The sequence below is a fragment of the Nonomuraea sp. NPDC004702 genome, from assembly GCF_053601695.1.
The window spans coordinates 1-16,717 of record NZ_JBSGCE010000076.1; the positions used below are offsets into that span (position 1 = coordinate 1).

A 16,717-nucleotide genomic window follows, 5' to 3' on the forward strand; every position below is an offset into this window, starting at 1 on the left:
CACTTATGACAAGGGGACACCCGTGAAGTACCGTCTGCTCCATGGACCTGAAGGCAAGAGCACTCCACAGCCTGCGATCCACGCGATATCTGCTGGGTGGACTCGCTACCGCTCTGCCTTCGCTGGCCGGTTACTGTCTGCTGCCGCTCGTCTGCTTCACGTTGGTCTTCGCGCCGATCCTGCCGTGGGGGGTGCGGCCGCTGCGCGCCTTGGCCGATGCCGAACGCCGACGCGCCGAACGCATGCTCGGCCGCCCGGTGCGCCGTCCCTACCCGACGCCCGAAGGCAATGCCCGCCAGCGGACGCTCCGACTGCTGCGGTTCCCGGGTACCCGCAAGGACGTGGCCTGGATGCTGGTTCACGGCATCCTGGGGCTCGTCCTTCCCGTCCTCGTCCTGGGCGTGCTGCTCAGTCTGCTGTTGACGATCTCCATCCCGCTGTGGTGGTGGACCGTTCCAGGCGGAACCCTCACCCTCCTTGCGGCCCCCCTCACCACCTGGATGCAGGCGATCGTCCTGTCCGCGGTGTGTGCCTGGCTCCTGAGCGCCCTCTTCTTCTGGCTGGCCCCCGCCGCGGTGAAGCTGGAGACCCGGGTCGCGGAGATCATGCTCGGCACGTGGACCGGCGCCAGCCGGCGGATCGAGGAACTGACCGCCTCGCGCGCGGGAGCCCTCCAGGCCCACGAGGCGGAACTCCGACGGATCGAACGCGACCTCCACGACGGCACCCAGGCGCAACTCGTGGCGGTGGCCATGCGCTTGGCCCTGGCCGACCGTCGGTTCGACAAGGACCCCCAGAGCTCCAGGAGAATGGTGCTCGATGCCAGGACCACCGTGGACGAAGCACTTGTCCAACTGCGCACCGTCATCCGCGGCATCCACCCGCCGATCCTCTCCGACCGGGGACTGAACGGAGCCATCCGCTCCCTGGCCGCAGGCCGGCCGATCCCCACCACCCTGGACCTGCCCGAGACCGACCGTCGCCCCCCCCGCCGCCGTCGAGGCGGCCGCCTACTTCGTCGTCGCCGAGGCGCTGACCAACGTCGCCCGGCACAGCGACGCGAGCCGTGCTCAGGTGTCGCTCCGGTACGACGGCCCCACGCTGCGCGTCGTCGTGCGGGACGACGGGTGCGGCGGGGCCGCACCCGGCTCCGCCTCGGGCAGCGGACTTGACGGGGTGCGCCGACGGGTCGCCGCCCTGGACGGGACGACGAGGATCGACAGCCCTGTCGGCTCCGGAACGATGATTGAGGTGGTGCTGCCGTGCGGATCGTGATCGCGGAGGACAACGTCCTTCTCCGCGAGGGCCTGATTCTGCTCCTGGAGGACGTCGGGCACGAGGTCGTGGCCGTCGTGCGAAGCGGGCCTGAGATCGTTCCCGCCCTGCTGGAACACCGGCCGGACGTCGCCGTCCTGGACGTCCGGCTGCCGCCCGGATTCCGTGACGAGGGGCTGCGTGCCGCCATCGAGGCCCGGAAACTCGTTCCCGGCCTGCCACTCCTGGTGCTCTCCCAGTACGTCGAGGAGAGCTACGCCGCCGAACTGCTCGGGCAGGGCGCATCGGGGATCGGCTACCTGCTCAAGGATCGTGTGGGACATATCGAGGAATTCCAGGACGCGTTGGAGCGCGTCGCTGCGGGCGGAACGGCGCTGGACCCCGACGTCGTCTCCCAGCTGATGAGCCGCCGGGGGGACCCACTCGACGCGCTGTCCCCCCGGGAACGGGAGGTCCTCGGGTTGATGGCGCAGGGCCTGGACAATCCCACGATCGCCACGACCCTGTTCATCACCGAACGTTCCGTCAGCAAGCACATCGGCAGCATCCTCGCCAAGCTGAACCTGCCGCCGAGCGACAGCGGTCACCGCCGGGTCCTCGCGGTGCTTGCCTACCTGAACGCCTGACCCGCGTCGCCGTGCGGCTGTCCCGCACGGCGACGTGTCCGTCACCGCATGGGTGTAGCGGGCTACACCTCAGGTTCGGGGGGACGGTCCGATGTGCCGACCGGGGGCGCGGGGAGAAGGTGAACGGCGTAAGAGATCCCACCCCTGCCTCCCATCGGGGCGCCGGGGGCGCACAACAGGAGGAACCCCTGATGAAGCCCGTGCTCTGGCTGCTGCTCTTCGTCTCCACGGTGGCGGCGGTCTACGTCAGCACCTTCGCCCACTACACCGGCACCACGAGGGTCCTGGCCGGGGTCGGCACCGGCGTCGTCCTCGTCGGATCGGCGCTGGGACTGTGGCTGACCAGCAGCAAGAAGTGACCCGTAGCGGCGAGAGCACCTGAGGAGGGGGTGTCCGGCAGCGAGCCGGACACCCCCTCCTCACGCGTGAGGCGGAAGACGGACACCCCCTCAGGAGGTGTAGTCCGCACCCCTCCCGAAAGGGGAGTCATCCCTGTCGTTCCGAAAATGCGCTGTTCATAGGCTCTTTTGTACGGACACAGGGCCTTCCTTCCCTCCCCTCTACGGAGAAGCAACTGATGCGCTCGCTCACTCGAACCACCCGACGACACACGGTGATCGCGGTATCGGCAGCTTTCCTGCTCGCTCCCCTGGCGGCCTGCACACCGGACGACGGACCGCGGCCGGCCGCTTCCACCACCTCGACTGTCGGAGCAGCCCCGTACGCTCCAAAGAACGACGGGAAGCGCGACGGACGACTGGACGAGCGGCTGGACCGCGCCACGATCCTGGAACTTCAGGAGGACATGAAGGGCAAGCGGCTGACGTCCAAAGAACTGACCCAGGCATATCTGGACCGGATCCATCGCCTCAACCCCCGCCTCAATGCCGTCGTCACCGTGAACCCAGATGCACTGGACCTTGCACGCAAAAGCGACGAGCTGCGCCGCACCGGTGAAGAGCGGAGGCCACTGGAAGGCATCCCGGTTCTCATCAAGGACAACATCGACACCGCAGACCGCCAGCCCACCACCGCCGGCTCCACGGCCCTGTTGCACTCCAAGCCGGCACAGGACGCCTTCCTGGTAAAGAAACTGCGCGACGCGGGTGCGGTGATCCTGGGCAAGGCCAACATGTCGGAATGGGCCAACTTCAGGTCCCCCGAGCAGACGGCCGGATGGAGTGCCACTGGCGGCCAGACCCGTAACCCCTACGTACTCGACCGGAGCCCCTGCGGATCGTCCAGCGGCTCCGCAGTCGCCGCCGCAGCCGCCCTGGCCGCTGTGACCATCGGCTCCGAGACCGACGGCTCCATCGTGTGCCCCGCGAGCGTCTCCTCCACCGTCGGCATCAAGCCCACCCTCGGCATGGTCAGCCGCAGCGGCATGATCCCTATCACCAGCCGCCACGACACCGCCGGCCCGATCGCCCGCAACACGACGGACGCCGCCCTGGCGCTCTGGGCCATCCATGGATCGGACACCGCCGACACGGCCACCTCAGACGCCGACACTGCCCTCCCCTCCGACTACCGCGAGGTGCTCGACCCCCACGCCCTGCGCGGCAAGCGCATCGGCGTGTGGCGCAAGGGACACATTGGCATCGACCCGGACGTGGACAGCGCCTTCGACATGGCTGTCCAGCGGCTCCGAGCGCTCGGCGCAACCGTCGTCGAGGGCGCGGACGTGGCCGACTCCAAAGACATGATGCAGAAGGACATGCTTCCCGCCGTGCTGACCGAGTTCAAGCACGACCTCAACGCCTACCTGGCCGCCACCCCGGGCCCCCACCCCAAGAACCTCACCGAACTCATCGCGTTCAACAAGCGGAACTCCGCCGTCGAGATGCCGAAGTTCGGCCAGGAACTCTTCGAGATGGCCGACAAGACCGACGGAGATGTCAACGCACCGGCCTACCGTCAGCACCGCAGCGCCGCGACTCGTCAGGCCCGTCAGGCCATCGACGGCGTTCTCGCCGACCACCGGCTCGATGCCATCGTCACCCCCACCGGCATCCCCGCTCCTACCGTTGAAGCGCTCGACCCCACCCCCTTCGAAAGTTCTACCCGCAACTCCGCAGTGGCCGGCTACCCCCACATCACTGTGCCCGCCGGCTACGCACAGGACACGCTGCCGCTGGGCGTCTCTTTCCTCGGAACGCGCTACAGCGATGCGAATCTGCTCAGCTACGCGTACGCCTTCGAGAGAGCCACCCCGGCCCGCAAGGCGCCCGCCTACCTCTCCACCCTGCCCGGCCGGTCCGGAGTTGAGGAACCGGCGGACAGCCGTTGGCGCTGAGAAGGATCTTGAGTGCAGAGAGCTGAAGCTGTTCTTGGTTGCGACGCTTCCCGGCTCGTTGCCTGGTCCCGGCGTCGGCGTACGGCGCGAATCTCGGCGTCGGCGGCCTTGTCGTCGAGCAGCGCGTACAGCTGGGTAGTTTCGGTGGAGGCGTGGCCGAGGTGGCGGCGGACCTCGATGGAGACGCCTGCGTTGATGAGTTCGCTGGCGTGGGCAGCTGTACTACCCAGCGAGTGGTCCCTTGCCCCGGCTGAGACGTTTTCCCGAGTTCACCTGCGGGGCAGCAATATGGCGGCGGCGCACATCACGCCCGCAGCGATGAAGAGCGACGTGCGCGTGTCGGTCCAGGTCGCCATGAGGCCGCCGAGAAGGATGAACAGGGGCTGGGTGACCGTCGTGGCGAACGACCACACTGTGGCCACGCGAGCCATGAGATGGTCCGGGGTCTGCAACTGCCGATAACCGGCCGTGGTGGAGTTCGCCGCGCCGGCGAACAGCAGAACCATGCCGAACCCAAAGCCGCACATCAGCAGTCCGAGCGTGCCGGGGAAGGCCGCTGGGATGAGGAAGTACCAGGGGCCGCGCAGCAGGCTGGTCCACCACAGCGCGCGGACGGCTCCCAGCCGGGCCACGAGTTTCGGTGCGAGTCTGGCGCCGAAGAACCCGCCCAGCGATGGCACTCCCATCAGCAGCCCGTACTGCCAGGCGTCGAAGTGCAGGTCGCGCAGGTAGAACACGGCGCTCACCGAGGCCGCCATCGAGCTGGCGCCGGCGAAGGTGACCCAGCTGATCAGGATCGGCCGGAGTGTCGGATGCTCCCAGGCGAATCGCCATCCGGCAAACAGCTCCGCACGCCTCGACGAGTGCTCGTCGCGGACGGGCGGGGCTGGCTCCGGAGTGCGCAGGGTCCTGACCGCTAACGCGCTGACCAGGAAAGACAGGGCGTCGATGACTAGGGAGCCAACTGCGGTGAGAAAGCCGATGAGAGCGCCGCCCAGCGACGGACCGGCCGAGATGCCGAGCCAGCGCGTCGACTCCAGGCGGCTGTTGGATTCGATCAGTTGTTGCGCTGAGACCAGCGCCTTGAGGTGAGCCTGCGCGGCGGCGGCGAACGCGATCTGGCACGCGGCGTTGACCACGGCGATCACACCCAGCTGCGCGAAGGTCAACAGGCCCAGGAGCGCCGCGATCGGAACACTCGCCAGGCAGGTGAACCTGATGACGTCAGCCGTGATCATGATCGGGCGTTTGCGCCTGAACTCGACGTGGCCGCCAAGGGGGAACGCCAGCAGCGCGGTGGTGATCGCGGTCAGCGCCGACAGCAGCGCGACCTGGAACGTCGAGGCCCCGACAACGGTGACGGCAATAACGGGCAGCGCCACCATGCCGACGGCCGATCCGAGCTGGCTGATGGCCAGACCTGTCCAGAGCCGCCGGAAGTCCGTATGTCCTTGGACACCTGTTTGGGGGGAAGTCACTTTGCCTCATTATGCCGCGACGATCTGCTCTAAGATCCACGCGCGTGGCGAGCCTGGCAGCCGGCGCGCCTGCGGCCTGGCCGGCGGATCGAAGGCGACCGGGACCTGGTGCGCATCATGCTGCGCGAGTTCACCGCGTTCCCGGAGATCTTCGAGCCGATGTGGCAGGGCGTGCTGGCCACCCTCTACCGCGAGTGCACGCTCTGGATCGAGGCCCAGCGGGCGGCGGGCGTGGCCGAGGCGGCCGACCCCGAGGCCACGGCCGCCGTGCTCATCTCGTCGCTGACCTACCTCCCGCTGCTGCGCATTCTCATCGGCCACACGCCGGGCGACCTGGACCGGGAGGCGTTCCTGACGGCGTGGGCCGGCCACGCGGCCCGCACGCTCGCCCTCTCAGACGAGCGAGCCGGGCGAGTGAGCCGGCCGGCTCACCTTGCATGGAGACGGCAGTAGAACAGGAGGCAGGAAAGGCTGATCTGCCGATCGGAGACAGGTGGGTCTTCTGCGGCAGCTCACGTTCAGCGGGCGCGCCAGCGAGAGGCGGAGTCGTGCTCAGCGGTGATGCGGGCGGTGGCGGCTTTCGATGAGGAACCGTGAGCCGACCACGACGGAGATCACGTCAATCGATGGCTCAGCGCACGTCGATTCCCGAATTGACGGCCCACTGATAGAGGTGCGGGAAGGACATCGTCCATTTGCCCTGCGCCAGGCTGCCGTCACGGCTGAGCAGGGGAAAGTCCACCAGCCCAAAGGCATGAACGAGGTCGCTGGCAAGCAGATCGGCCGCCGACACGAGGTCAGCGCCTCCGTCAGCCAAGTGATCGAGGACAGCGCCCACTTCGCCGACGGCCTGATCAACGGCAACATCACTGAGATCGGTTCCGCCGCACGCCAGGCTGACCTTCAGGGGCGTGAACTTGGCCAGGGCGACGCGGGACGCGGTGAGTCGCAGTCGCACATGAGCCGAACCGCCGGCGCCAGTGCGGTCGCGAGCGTGATGGGCGAGAAACGGCAAGGCCGACAACAGCACTTCTATGATCGTCTCACAGGCGACAGCGGTCGTCGGAGGGTCGGCAGGAAGAGGCCACAGAAAGCTGCCCGACCCATCCGTGTGCAACTCGGCATACATGGAACGGGAAGCGCCGCCAAGCGCGGCAACCAGGCGACGTGGCGCCACCGACGCCGTAAGGGGGCCGGGCCCAAGGCCGCCGATCACAATCGGCTCGGTGAGAGCATGCTGGAACTCCGCGTAGGTCACGGCGTCTACGGACATCTGGCCAGGGATGTCGGGCACCAGAGTTACCAGCGCCAACGGCTGCTCCGGCGGGAAGGAGTCTTCGCCGCGCCGTGCGCGCACGCGCGACTGCTCACGGAAATGGCCACCGATGACCTCGTTCTCGACCGTCTCCAACCGTTCCGCCCGGTTGGCGACCTCGGTGAATCGGAGCCGGTACGCTGCCGCGATCTCCGGCTCGGCCATGAATCGAGGGGGGTGGATCGAGGTTGCTCAGACAGTCTCTCCGCCCCGGCGAGGTCGACGATGGAGCTGTCGGCGGCCGCGCAGGATAACGAGGCGGTCGCGCTCGGCCTGAGCACCGTACCCGGCGGCCCGGCCGTGCTCCGCAGGAGCTGGGCTAACAGCACGCGAAGACCCGTTCCTCGACGAGACCGCGTGGACGGCGACGGTCCCGGACGGGTGGGTGGTCAGGCTCCCGCAGGGACGGAGGCGGACGGCGCGACCAGCGGATGTCATCGGCATTTCGCCATCGCTACGGGCTGTCGCCATCAAGTCCGTAACCGCAGTTAATGGTCGACCGATTTGATCCGACTTGCCCATAGCCCATCATTAGTCCGCTCCTCAGGAGAAACTGTGCGACGTCGCCCTCTCGTTCTTTTGGCCACCGCGGCGCTCATGCTGGTCGGCACCCCCGCCTTCGCGGCCGGCCAGGCGGCCCCGCCCGCAGATGACCCCGCTCGCGCGACCCTGCTCGCCCGCGCCACGCTGCCCGCCTACACGCCCGCCCCCGGCCCGCCTACCGGCTCCTTCAGCGACCCCAACAACGGCATGACGCCTCCCTACCCCAGCCAGTTGGTGCTCGGCATCTCGTCCATGCTTCCCGACGGTAAGGGCTCGTTCTGGGCCATGCCCGACAACGGTTTCGGGACCAAGGGCAACTCGGTGGACTTCCTGTTGCGGCTCTACCACTTCACGCCACAGTGGGAGACGGCCCGCGGCGGAGCCGGGACCATCGACGTGGGCCGGTTCCTCTCACTCGCCGACCCGGACCACAAGATCCCATTCAAGATCGTCAACGAGAACACCACGGACCGCCTGCTCACCGGCGGCGACTTCGACCCGGAGTCGGTTACCCGGACCCCCGACGGGTCGATGTGGGTCGGCGACGAGTTCGGGCCGTTCCTCCTGCACTTCGACAGCACCGGCAAGCTGCTGCAGGCCCCGATCGCCCACCTCTCGCTCACATCCCCGAACAACCCGACGTTGGCGAACGGCGAGCCCGCGACAGTGCAGGGCAGCCGCGGCTTCGAGGCCCTCGCCTCCTCCCCCGACGGACGCTTCCTGTACCCCGCGGTGGAAGGCCGGCTGACCAACGACGCCAACCCGTTCCGGCGCTACATCTACGAGTTCGACACCCAGAAGAACCAATACACCGATCGTTCCTGGCAGTACCGGACGGACGGCGAAGACTACCGCATCGCCGACATGCAGTCCCTCGACGCCAACCGGGCCATCCTGATCGAGCGTGAGGACGACGAGGGGCCCAAGGCCACCTTCAAGCGCATCTACCTGATCGACCGGCGCAAGACCGACGCCGACGGCTACCTCGTCAAGACCGAGGTCGCCGACCTGCTGAACCTGCGCAACCCTGCCCACATCGGCTCGGACGACCCCGCCGGGGGCTACGGTCTCGGCGACCCCTTCAAGTTCCCCCTGCAGTCCGTGGAGGCACTGCTCCCTCTGCCGGGCAACAGGATCGCCGTCATGCAGGACAACAACTTCCCGGACAGCGCCGGCCGCGTCCTGGGCAAGACGGACGCCACCGAAATGATCGTGATCGGATTCGCGAAGCGGTAGTACCGAAAGGCGCCGGAAGGGTCTGTCCCTGGAGCCGCCATGCCCAGGCGACGACCAGCCTCAGAAGCATCGAACAGGCCAGTGTCGCCTGCCTGGACGGCTGACGATCCGTGGGACCGCTCGCGGCATGCAGAAGGCCCCAATGGCTACCTCGATCCAACCCCTGGTGAGGTCCCTGTCAACCGCTTGTCTGCACCGGCGATCCCAGATCCGGTTACGTGCAGAACTTCTGGATTGGCGCTTAGGAGGCGCTGCGCCGGCCTGTTGCGAGGCCAGGGGCTGGAGCGGTTCTTCCTACTCGGCGATCGGATTCAGGAGGGCGTCCAGCTTCAGGATGTGAGAGGTGCCCTCGAAGGTGCCGAGGGCGAGATGGCTTCGTGTGGGGTGGAAGGCGGCGCTTGTCACGGGGCTGGAGCCGGGAATGCGCACGGGGCCGGAAGGGTCGGCGGGGTCGGTGACGACCCAGATGTTCGCGCCGCCCGCCAGCGAGCCCGTCGCCAGGAGGCCGCCGGAGGAGTCGAACGCGACGGTGTTGGCAGCGTTGATCGGGATCCGGGACAAGATCGTGGAGGTCTCGGTGCTCCACAGGCTCACCGCCTGACGGCCGCCGACGGCCAGAACGTCACCGGACGGATCGAACGCCAGCGCGAGGATCCAGTCGACCTCCGCCGTGAGCCGGTGGACGAGCCGAGGGCGGGCGACGTCCTGGATGTCCCACAGCAGCACGAGGCCGTCGCGACCGCCGGTGGCGAGGATCTTCCCGCCGGGGTGGAACGCCACGGCTCGTACGGCTTGCTCATGGGCGTCCAGGGTGGCCAGCGGCTCAAGAGCGCGGCCGTCCGCGACGTGCCACAGGTGTACGTGGATGTCCATGCTCGCGCTGGCCAGCACTGTGACGTCCGGGCTGAAGGCGAGGCCGGAGACGAAGTCGTTGTGGGCTCGCGCCGTCGTCGGCAACGGGGCCGGACGGGACGGGTCGGACAGGTCGAACAGGCCGATGCCCCACGTCCGAGTGCCGGTGGCGAGGAGTGTCCCGTCGGGGCGCAACGCCAAGGCGTCGATCACCGTGGTGACGCGCCCCTCCGGCTCGTGGAGGATCGAGGCCGCCACGACCGGCGCCGCGGGGTCGGCCACGTTCCAGACGAGCGCGCGCTCGGTTCGTCCTCCGGCGACGCTGGAGAACGCCTGGCTATTGGCCCATGCCTGGCCCGATGCCCGGCTCGTCGTGGTGGATGACTCAGGGCATACCGACAGCAGCACCATGGCCAAAGCCGTTCCTGCTGCCTTGGATGGCTTCGCGAGCTGAGTCGGTCCTGGCTCACTGGGCAGCAACAGGGGTTGAGGACGGGCCGAGTTGGTCGCGGGCAACGCTGACGCCGAGCGTCTCCATGTCCCTCGGATCGGATCCACGTCTCCGTGCAGGACACCGACGACGTGTACACCTTCGTGATCGACCGCCTCACCGAACGACGCGAAGTGGCCGACGTGCAGACCCTCTCGGTGTTTGTCTGCGCCTGAGCCCCATCCGTGTCCCCGCATTGCCGATCGTTGAACCGTCAGCTGTCCCTCGGGGCTGCCTCGCCACTGCGGCGCGAAGCGTCACACCGAACCGGTCTGGTGCGTCCAGCCATGGATGGTGCCGAGCAGAGGAGCCGCCGCTGGCCTGTCCGACGCTCTGGTCAGTTTGCCACCGCCCTGGGTGAGCGCGCACTCTGCAGGGCTTGGACCGGCTGCAGGCGCGGTGCTGAGCGCGCCGGCGAACGCCGCCGACGGGACAAGGAAAGCGCCGCCGCGTTCTGGCACCGCGCCCACGCCTACTTCACCGGCTGCGGCATCACCGTCCGACGAGTGCTCACCGACAACGGGGATACGGGAACGTGACCACTGCGCCATCAGGCCGCCGTACGGGTGGCACTTCCCCGCCCATTCGCGTGCCGTTACTTTTGGTGGCAGTTGGATCTCAAGGAGTGGTGATGCGCCGCAAAGCATGCCTTCTCGGTAGCAACGCCACCGCCAGCGGCAGCCGTCAGGCTCTGCCGGACTCGGCGGACCACGTCGGCAGCCTGGCGTTCGTACTCGTGCCATAAGAAACCCCCGCCCGCCGGCGCTCAGACGGCGGGCGTACCCGTAGGCCGCGAACCGGGCAATGGATGGGGCACCCATGACACTCGCCGAGGGCAATAAACTGCCGGAGCACTTCGACAAGCCACCCCGGGCGCCGGGCGGCAGGCCACTGGTCGGACACATGAAAGCCCTGCTCGCCGACCCGCTGGGGCTGCTGGCGGCGCTGCCCCACCTCGGCGACGTGGTGGAGCTGCGGTTCGGCCGGACACCGACGTACGTGGTGTGCTCGCCCGAGGCCGCCCAGCACGTGCTCAGGAACCCCGACCACGCCTTCGACAAGGGCGGCACCTTCTACGAGAACATGCGCTCCATCATCGGCGACGGCATGGCCACCTGTCCCCTGGCCCAGCACAAACGACTGCGCCGCCTGGCCCAGCCCGCCTTCGCCACCAGCCGGATGACCGGCTACGCCCGTACCATCCAAGCCCAGCTCGACGCCTTCACCTCCACCTGGCGACCCGGACAGACCCTGGACGTGCTGCCCGAGCTGCGGTCGCTGGCCACCCGTACCACCCTGGCGACCATGTTCCGCCGCCGCGAATTCGGCCCCGAGATCGCCGGACTGCGGCAGGCCGTCACCGACTTCATCGATCACCAGACCATTCTGCGGATGATCGCCCCCGGCCTGAACCGCCTGCCCACGGCTCGGAACCGCCGCTACCGCAGGAGCGAAGCACGGCTGCTGCGCTTCCTCCAAGAGGAGGTCATCGCCTACCGCCGCGACGGCATCGACCACGGCGACCTGATGTCCATGTTCACCACCCACCTGGAGGACGACCGGCTCAGCGACCGGGAAGTACGTGACACGGCCATGACCGTACTTCTCGGCGGCATCACCACAACAGCCCTCAGCCAGGCGTGGGCCCTGCACCAACTCTCCCAGGACCCCGCCCTGGACGCCGAAGTGGCCGGCGAGGCGCACGCCATCACCCTGCTCGACCAGGGGCGCTCAGCCGCCGAGGTGATGGACCAGCTTCCCCTCACCCGAGGCGTCGTCGCCGAGGTCCTGCGAAGGCGAGTCGCCAGTTGGATCTTCACGCGGGTGGCCGTCGCCGACACCGCCATCGGCTCTCGCCGCATCCCGGCCGGCGCGCAGGTGCTGCTGAGTCCGTACGTGCTGCATCACCGGCCCGACCTGTTCCCGTCCCCGGACAATTTCGACCCGCACAGATGGGACGGACGCGACCCGCACCGGACCAAGGGCTGGCTGCCCTTCGGAGCGGGGGAATCCAAGTGCATCGGCTACGAACTGGCCTTCATGGACCTGACGTTGTCCCTGGCCCACATCACCCGATCCTGGCGCCTGCAGCCCTGCCCCGCCCCCGTACGCCCGAGGCCGCGGATGCACCTGGAACCACATGGCCTCACCTTGCGGCTGGCCGACCGGAGCCTGCACTGACCCGGGGACAGGGCGAGTGCGGGGCGGTGGACGCCGTCGCGCCACGGGCCCGCGCGGAACCCGCAGCCGCGCAGCACGCCTTCCCTGGTGAAGCCGGCCTTCTCCAGGGCGCCCGCGGAACTCGGGCGCCAGGATCAGGCCGGTCTCCCAGTGGTCAAGGTCTTGGCGCGGAAGGCCTTGCCGATCACGAACGGGTGCCGGGCCAGGGCCATCAGCCGGCCGCCGGTGGCCGAGTCCGCGTACAGCTGGTCGAACACCGCTAAGGTGTCCACGAGGTCTCCGGGGTGCTGGTTCTTCTTGGTCGTTGAACCCTTCACCGGAGACCTCTCTGCATGTCCGGCTACGACACGCCGTTGATCAATACTTCGAAACAGGCCCAAGCCCTGCTGAGTGACGTCGGCGATGTCGAAATCGGGCTGCTGATCTGGCAGGAGCAGTGCGCGAACAGGCGCCGTCACCCCAGACGGGACGCCCCTGCCCGCCCTCGGTGGGCTCCTTGCCGTAGTGGCGGCAGCAACGGCGGTCCTGCGGCGCTCTTAGGCTACGTGGGTGCAAACATGGGCAAAATGGACTGTCCTTCTGGTGCTGGCCGGCTTAGCAGGCGTCTACGCGATAGCCGGCTCACCCCTGGCCCTGGCAGTCCTCGGCTTACAGGTGCTCTTCACCCGGCGCCGGTCCTGGTGGTTGATCGCGCTGCAGGCCGCCGCCGCCTACGGTTCCGTGTTCGCCTTCGACACTTCGGTCGGCATCCTCGGCTTCGTCGCCGGTTCACTGCTGCTGACCACGTCCTGGCCGCTCGCCCTCGTGGTGACGGGCAGCGCGCTGCTGCTGGGACCGGCAGACCCGGTGATCAGCATGGTCCTGATCGCCCTGATCGTCTACGGCCTGGCCACGATGCTGGACCGGATCCAGGAAGTGACCGCCGCTCGCCTGTCGCTGGCGATGACCGCGGCGGCCGAGGAACAGCTCCGCATCGCGGCGGAACTCAACCAGAGCCTGGGCGCCGCGCTCGACACGATCGCGGCCAGCGCCCGGAAGGGCACGCCTGACGTGGAATCGGCCCGGCACTCGCTGAGCGAGGCCAGAGCCGCCGCCGTCGGCTACCGCGCGATGTCGCTGGCCCCTGAACTCACCACCGCCAAGGGCATGCTGATCGCCGCGGGAATCGCCACCGAGGTGCGGATACGGCACGCGGAACCGCTCGGCCCGGCCGGCGCACTACTGGCCACTGTCCTGCGCGAGGCCGTGACCGAGATCGTCCGGCGCCGCGCCGCCTCCCGCTGCGTGATCGAGTCAGCCACAGAAGACAACACCGTACGGCTGAGCATCGCCCATGACGGCGCCCCCAGTGCCACGGACGAATTCCTGGCCGATCTCCCCGCCCAGGTCGCGGCGGCCGGTGGCACGCTCACCACCGGCGTCGACGACAACGCTCAGGTCCTGGTGGAGGTGGCGCTGCCCGGCACCACGCTGCCTGCCCCGCCCGCTCTGTCCAGCAAGCTGTCGACGGCGGTGCTCGCGGCGGTGCTGGTCGGGTTCTCGGCCAAGGCGTTGCTGCTGGCCGGTTCGTGGTGGCCCCTTCCGCTGCTGGCCGTCATCATTGTCATCCACCTGCGCTCGATCGAGGGCCGGCATCCGATCGCACTGATCGTCATGGGCGTGCTGACGCTCGCCCCGATCCCGGTGTTCGAGCAGGCCTGGCTGGTGACGACGGGGTTCCTGACCGGGCCGCTGCTGCTGGCCCTCCGGCTCAGGGCGGCGGTGCCGCTGGTGGCCGCCGTCATGGCGGTGGTGGGCGTCGCCGGGCTGGCGATCGGCCTGCCGTACCCGCTGGTGGTGAACTACACGGTCAGCACCCTCGTGACGGGACTGGTCATCTACGGCCTGTTCACGCTGGCACGGCTCGACCGGGAGCTGAGCGCGGCCAGAGACGGGCTGGCCAGGTCGGTGGTGGTGGAAGAGCGGCTGCGGGCCGCGCGTGACCTGCACGACCTGCTCGGACACACGCTGGCGGCGATCCTGCTCAAGAGCGAGCTGGCCAGGCGGCTGGAACCCGAACGCGCCCGCGCCGAGCTGGACGACGTGCTGGCCATGACCGAGCAGGCCATGAGCGACCTGCGCACCGTCTCCGGCGAGCGGGGGAGCCTGTCGCTGGCGGGCGAGGCCGACTCAGTCCGTTCGGTGCTGGCGGCCGCGGGCATCGAGGTCACGCTGGAACTCGGTCACGGCACGCTCGGCACCGCGGTGGAGACCACGCTCGGCGCCGTGCTGCGCGAGGCGGTCACCAACGTGCTGCGGCACAGCTCCGCCCGCCACTGCGCGATCAGCACGAACGAACGCGACGGCGAAGTGCGCCTGGCCGTACGGAACGACGGCGCGCAGGCAAAGCCGATCCGTCGCGGCTCGGCCGGGATGGGCAACCTGACCACGCGCCTGGCCGAGCTGGACGGGCGGCTGGACCTGTCCCGGGACGGCGAGTGGTTCGAACTGGCCGCGACGGTGCCGACGCGCTCCTGGGTCCCGGCCTGAATCACGCCCAGCTGGATCCACCCTCGATGGCAAGGCGAGCAACATCGGCGCGGTTGAGCGCGTTGAGGTTGGCGACGATCGCGGCCAGGTGGTTGCGAACGGTTTCGGCGCCGAGGAACACTTCGGCAGCGATCTGGGTGGTCTCGGCGCCGGTGGTAACCAAGCGCAGGATGACGGACCAGCGGTATTGACCACGAGGGTTGTTAGGGAGTGGTTCTGGGATCAGGTGCGGAGCCAGATGATCAGCGCGATCGCTACTCGGATGAGAGGCTCCCTACTCGGACTCACTCCAGAGATACCAGGGGCCATGCCAGTGTTCGTAGAGACCCTCGCCATCGGGCTCAGGCGGCTCGGCCTCAGGGCTCCAGGCGAATCCGGTGGCACCAAAGAACCCGGTGCCGTCGATGGCGAAACGCACTCCGCCAGAGATCCTCTCGGCCCGCCCGACCGGGAACAGCCCTATCCATTCGCCGTCTGCGGGCAGGGGCGCGCCGTGCGAGATGGCCCGGGCGCGGCCGTCGAGGGCGGGGCGTGACAGGGCGAAGCGCGCCTCCAGGGGCGCACCCACGTATAGCAGGCCGCAAACCAGCAGGCCGATCAGGGGCGGCAGCGACCACACCGGCCATTCGCGACGCAACCGCGCCAAAGGTCCACGCCGGAACAGCATGCGGCCCAACGTGAGCAGCCATATGAGACCGATGAAGACCCAGACATTGGCGATCAACGCCAGCCACATCAGGTCCCAACCTGGAACGCTCGTCGCCCATACGGTCGCCAGGGCCACGACAACCGCAGGTACGATCGCCACCGCCCGCCCAGGCCGCCAGGTGTCGGGTACGGTCTCCGCCGTGTCCATGCCACGAGCATAGAGATCCACTGGGAGCGGCGAGCATTAGGCGCTGCCCCTTAGATCTGCTTGCTGATCGTGGCTGGACCGTCACGATAGGTCTATGGGTCGAGGTGACTTAACCAACGCGGAGTGGGAGCGACTGGAGCCGCTGCTGCCCGAAGGCGGCAGGCAGGGCGGCCGGTGGAACGACCACCGAAGGACGATCAACGGCGTGTTGTACCGGGCTCGCACCGGGCTGCCCTGGCGGGACCTGCCCGAACGATTCGGCCCGTGGATCACCGTCTACAAGCGGCACCGACGCTGGTCGGCCGATGGCACCTGGCAGCGATTGCTGACCACGATCCAGTCCGAGCAAGACGCCCAGGGCAAGGTGGACTGGGACATCTCCGTGGACTCCACCACCGTTCGGGCGCACCAGCACGCCGCCGGCGCTCCCCTCACCCCGCCGCCCGTCCCCGCGCCGCCCGGCAGGCAAAAGGGGGAGCCTGCCGGGACAAACCGGGGCGATCCGGTGCTGGCCGCACTGGCCACCCGGCTGGCGGAGGTGGTCAGACTGGGGAATGCCTAGGCCGTTCCCGCGGCGGCTTCACCACCAAGATCCACCTGTCGGCGGACGGCAGATGCCGGGCGCTGTCACTGGTCCTGACACCGGGCCAGTACGGCGACAGCCCACAGTTGGAGCGGGTATTGCGGGCCGTACGGGTTCCTCGGCCGGGCCCGGGACGCCCACGCACCCGACCTGACAGCGTGGCCGCGGACAAGGCGTACTCCTCCCGCGCCAACCGCCTCTACCTGCGCCGCCGCAAGATCCGCCACACCATCCCCGAACCGCGCGACCGGCGTGCCAACCGCCGCAGGCGCGGCTCTGCCGGGGGACGACCCGCCAGCTTCGACGCCGACCGCTACAAGGCACGCAACGTCGTCGAACGGGCCATAAACCGGCTGAAGAACTTTCGGGCCGTGGCCACACGCTACGACAAGCGCGCCTACAGCTTCCTCGGCACCGTCACCCTGGCCACCTTGGTCATCTGGCTCCGAACTTGATC

14 protein-coding genes and 2 pseudogenes are annotated in these 16,717 nt (G+C 68.6%); 10 read left to right on the forward strand and 6 right to left on the reverse strand.

Features of this window, described 5'->3' with window-relative positions; all coding sequences use genetic code 11:
- Positions 1–41 precede the first annotated feature (41 nt).
- From ACWEJ6_RS46750 to ACWEJ6_RS46770, 5 genes and pseudogenes are all read left to right on the forward strand, one after another.
- A pseudogene (locus ACWEJ6_RS46750) lies at positions 42–875 on the forward strand (sensor domain-containing protein); the annotation flags it as partial.
- Between the two features lie 157 nt (positions 876–1,032).
- Complete coding sequence (locus ACWEJ6_RS46755) at positions 1,033–1,275, forward strand: sensor histidine kinase (RefSeq protein WP_452431827.1); 243 nt, start codon at positions 1,033–1,035, stop codon at positions 1,273–1,275.
- Positions 1,263–1,901 (forward strand): response regulator transcription factor, encoded by a 639-nt coding sequence (locus ACWEJ6_RS46760; protein ID WP_452431800.1) that lies wholly within the window; start codon positions 1,263–1,265, stop codon positions 1,899–1,901. The genes ACWEJ6_RS46755 and ACWEJ6_RS46760 overlap by 13 nt, the downstream gene beginning before the upstream one ends.
- 191 nt (positions 1,902–2,092) lie before the next feature.
- A complete protein-coding gene (locus ACWEJ6_RS46765; protein WP_452431801.1) occupies positions 2,093–2,260 on the forward strand; it encodes a hypothetical protein in 168 nt (55 codons plus the stop codon).
- A gap of 218 nt (positions 2,261–2,478) precedes the next feature.
- A complete protein-coding gene (locus ACWEJ6_RS46770) occupies positions 2,479–4,197 on the forward strand; it encodes an amidase (protein ID WP_452431802.1) in 1,719 nt (572 codons plus the stop codon).
- A 269-nt stretch (positions 4,198–4,466) separates the two neighbouring features.
- On the opposite strand, the gene ACWEJ6_RS46775 is transcribed toward ACWEJ6_RS46770, so the two are convergent.
- A complete protein-coding gene (locus ACWEJ6_RS46775) occupies positions 4,467–5,675 on the reverse strand; it encodes an MFS transporter (protein WP_452431803.1) in 1,209 nt (402 codons plus the stop codon).
- Between the two features lie 108 nt (positions 5,676–5,783).
- On the opposite strand from ACWEJ6_RS46775, the gene ACWEJ6_RS46780 reads away from it, so the two are divergent.
- Positions 5,784–6,128, forward strand: coding sequence for a TetR/AcrR family transcriptional regulator C-terminal domain-containing protein (locus tag ACWEJ6_RS46780; protein WP_452431804.1), 345 nt, complete (start codon positions 5,784–5,786; stop codon positions 6,126–6,128).
- Positions 6,129–6,306: 178 nt separating this feature from the next.
- Here the strand turns inward: ACWEJ6_RS46780 and ACWEJ6_RS46785 are convergent, their stop codons facing one another.
- Positions 6,307–7,155 (reverse strand): hypothetical protein, encoded by an 849-nt coding sequence (locus ACWEJ6_RS46785; RefSeq protein WP_452431805.1) that lies wholly within the window; start codon positions 7,153–7,155, stop codon positions 6,307–6,309.
- Between the two features lie 390 nt (positions 7,156–7,545).
- Between ACWEJ6_RS46785 and ACWEJ6_RS46790 the strand changes: the two genes are divergently transcribed.
- Positions 7,546–8,769 carry an esterase-like activity of phytase family protein gene (locus ACWEJ6_RS46790; protein ID WP_452431806.1) on the forward strand — a complete coding sequence of 408 codons (1,224 nt, stop codon included), beginning with the start codon at positions 7,546–7,548 and terminating at the stop codon, positions 8,767–8,769.
- A 294-nt stretch (positions 8,770–9,063) separates the two neighbouring features.
- On the opposite strand, the gene ACWEJ6_RS46795 is transcribed toward ACWEJ6_RS46790, so the two are convergent.
- The gene (locus ACWEJ6_RS46795; protein WP_452431828.1) at positions 9,064–10,032 is read right to left on the reverse strand and encodes a WD40 repeat domain-containing protein; all 969 of its coding nucleotides are present in this window, start codon (positions 10,030–10,032) and stop codon (positions 9,064–9,066) included.
- An 898-nt stretch (positions 10,033–10,930) separates the two neighbouring features.
- Between ACWEJ6_RS46795 and ACWEJ6_RS46800 the strand changes: the two genes are divergently transcribed.
- On the forward strand, positions 10,931–12,292 hold the full coding sequence (locus tag ACWEJ6_RS46800; protein ID WP_452431807.1) for a cytochrome P450: 1,362 nt from the start codon (positions 10,931–10,933) through the stop codon (positions 12,290–12,292).
- A 134-nt stretch (positions 12,293–12,426) separates the two neighbouring features.
- On the opposite strand, the gene ACWEJ6_RS46805 is transcribed toward ACWEJ6_RS46800, so the two are convergent.
- Complete coding sequence (locus ACWEJ6_RS46805) at positions 12,427–12,609, reverse strand: hypothetical protein (RefSeq protein ID WP_452431808.1); 183 nt, start codon at positions 12,607–12,609, stop codon at positions 12,427–12,429.
- Positions 12,610–12,874: 265 nt separating this feature from the next.
- Between ACWEJ6_RS46805 and ACWEJ6_RS46810 the strand changes: the two genes are divergently transcribed.
- Complete coding sequence (locus tag ACWEJ6_RS46810; RefSeq protein ID WP_452431809.1) at positions 12,875–14,821, forward strand: histidine kinase; 1,947 nt, start codon at positions 12,875–12,877, stop codon at positions 14,819–14,821.
- 1 nt (position 14,822) lies between these two features.
- Here ACWEJ6_RS46810 and ACWEJ6_RS46815 read toward each other — a convergent pair whose 3' ends face one another.
- Together ACWEJ6_RS46815 and ACWEJ6_RS46820 are read right to left on the reverse strand one after the other, a co-directional pair.
- Positions 14,823–14,984, reverse strand: coding sequence for a LuxR C-terminal-related transcriptional regulator (locus tag ACWEJ6_RS46815; RefSeq protein WP_452431810.1), 162 nt, complete (start codon positions 14,982–14,984; stop codon positions 14,823–14,825).
- A 111-nt stretch (positions 14,985–15,095) separates the two neighbouring features.
- The gene (locus ACWEJ6_RS46820; RefSeq protein WP_452431811.1) at positions 15,096–15,677 is read right to left on the reverse strand and encodes a hypothetical protein; all 582 of its coding nucleotides are present in this window, start codon (positions 15,675–15,677) and stop codon (positions 15,096–15,098) included.
- Positions 15,678–15,771: 94 nt separating this feature from the next.
- On the opposite strand from ACWEJ6_RS46820, the pseudogene ACWEJ6_RS46825 reads away from it, so the two are divergent.
- Positions 15,772–16,715, forward strand: a pseudogene (locus tag ACWEJ6_RS46825) (IS5 family transposase).
- Positions 16,716–16,717 lie beyond the last annotated feature (2 nt).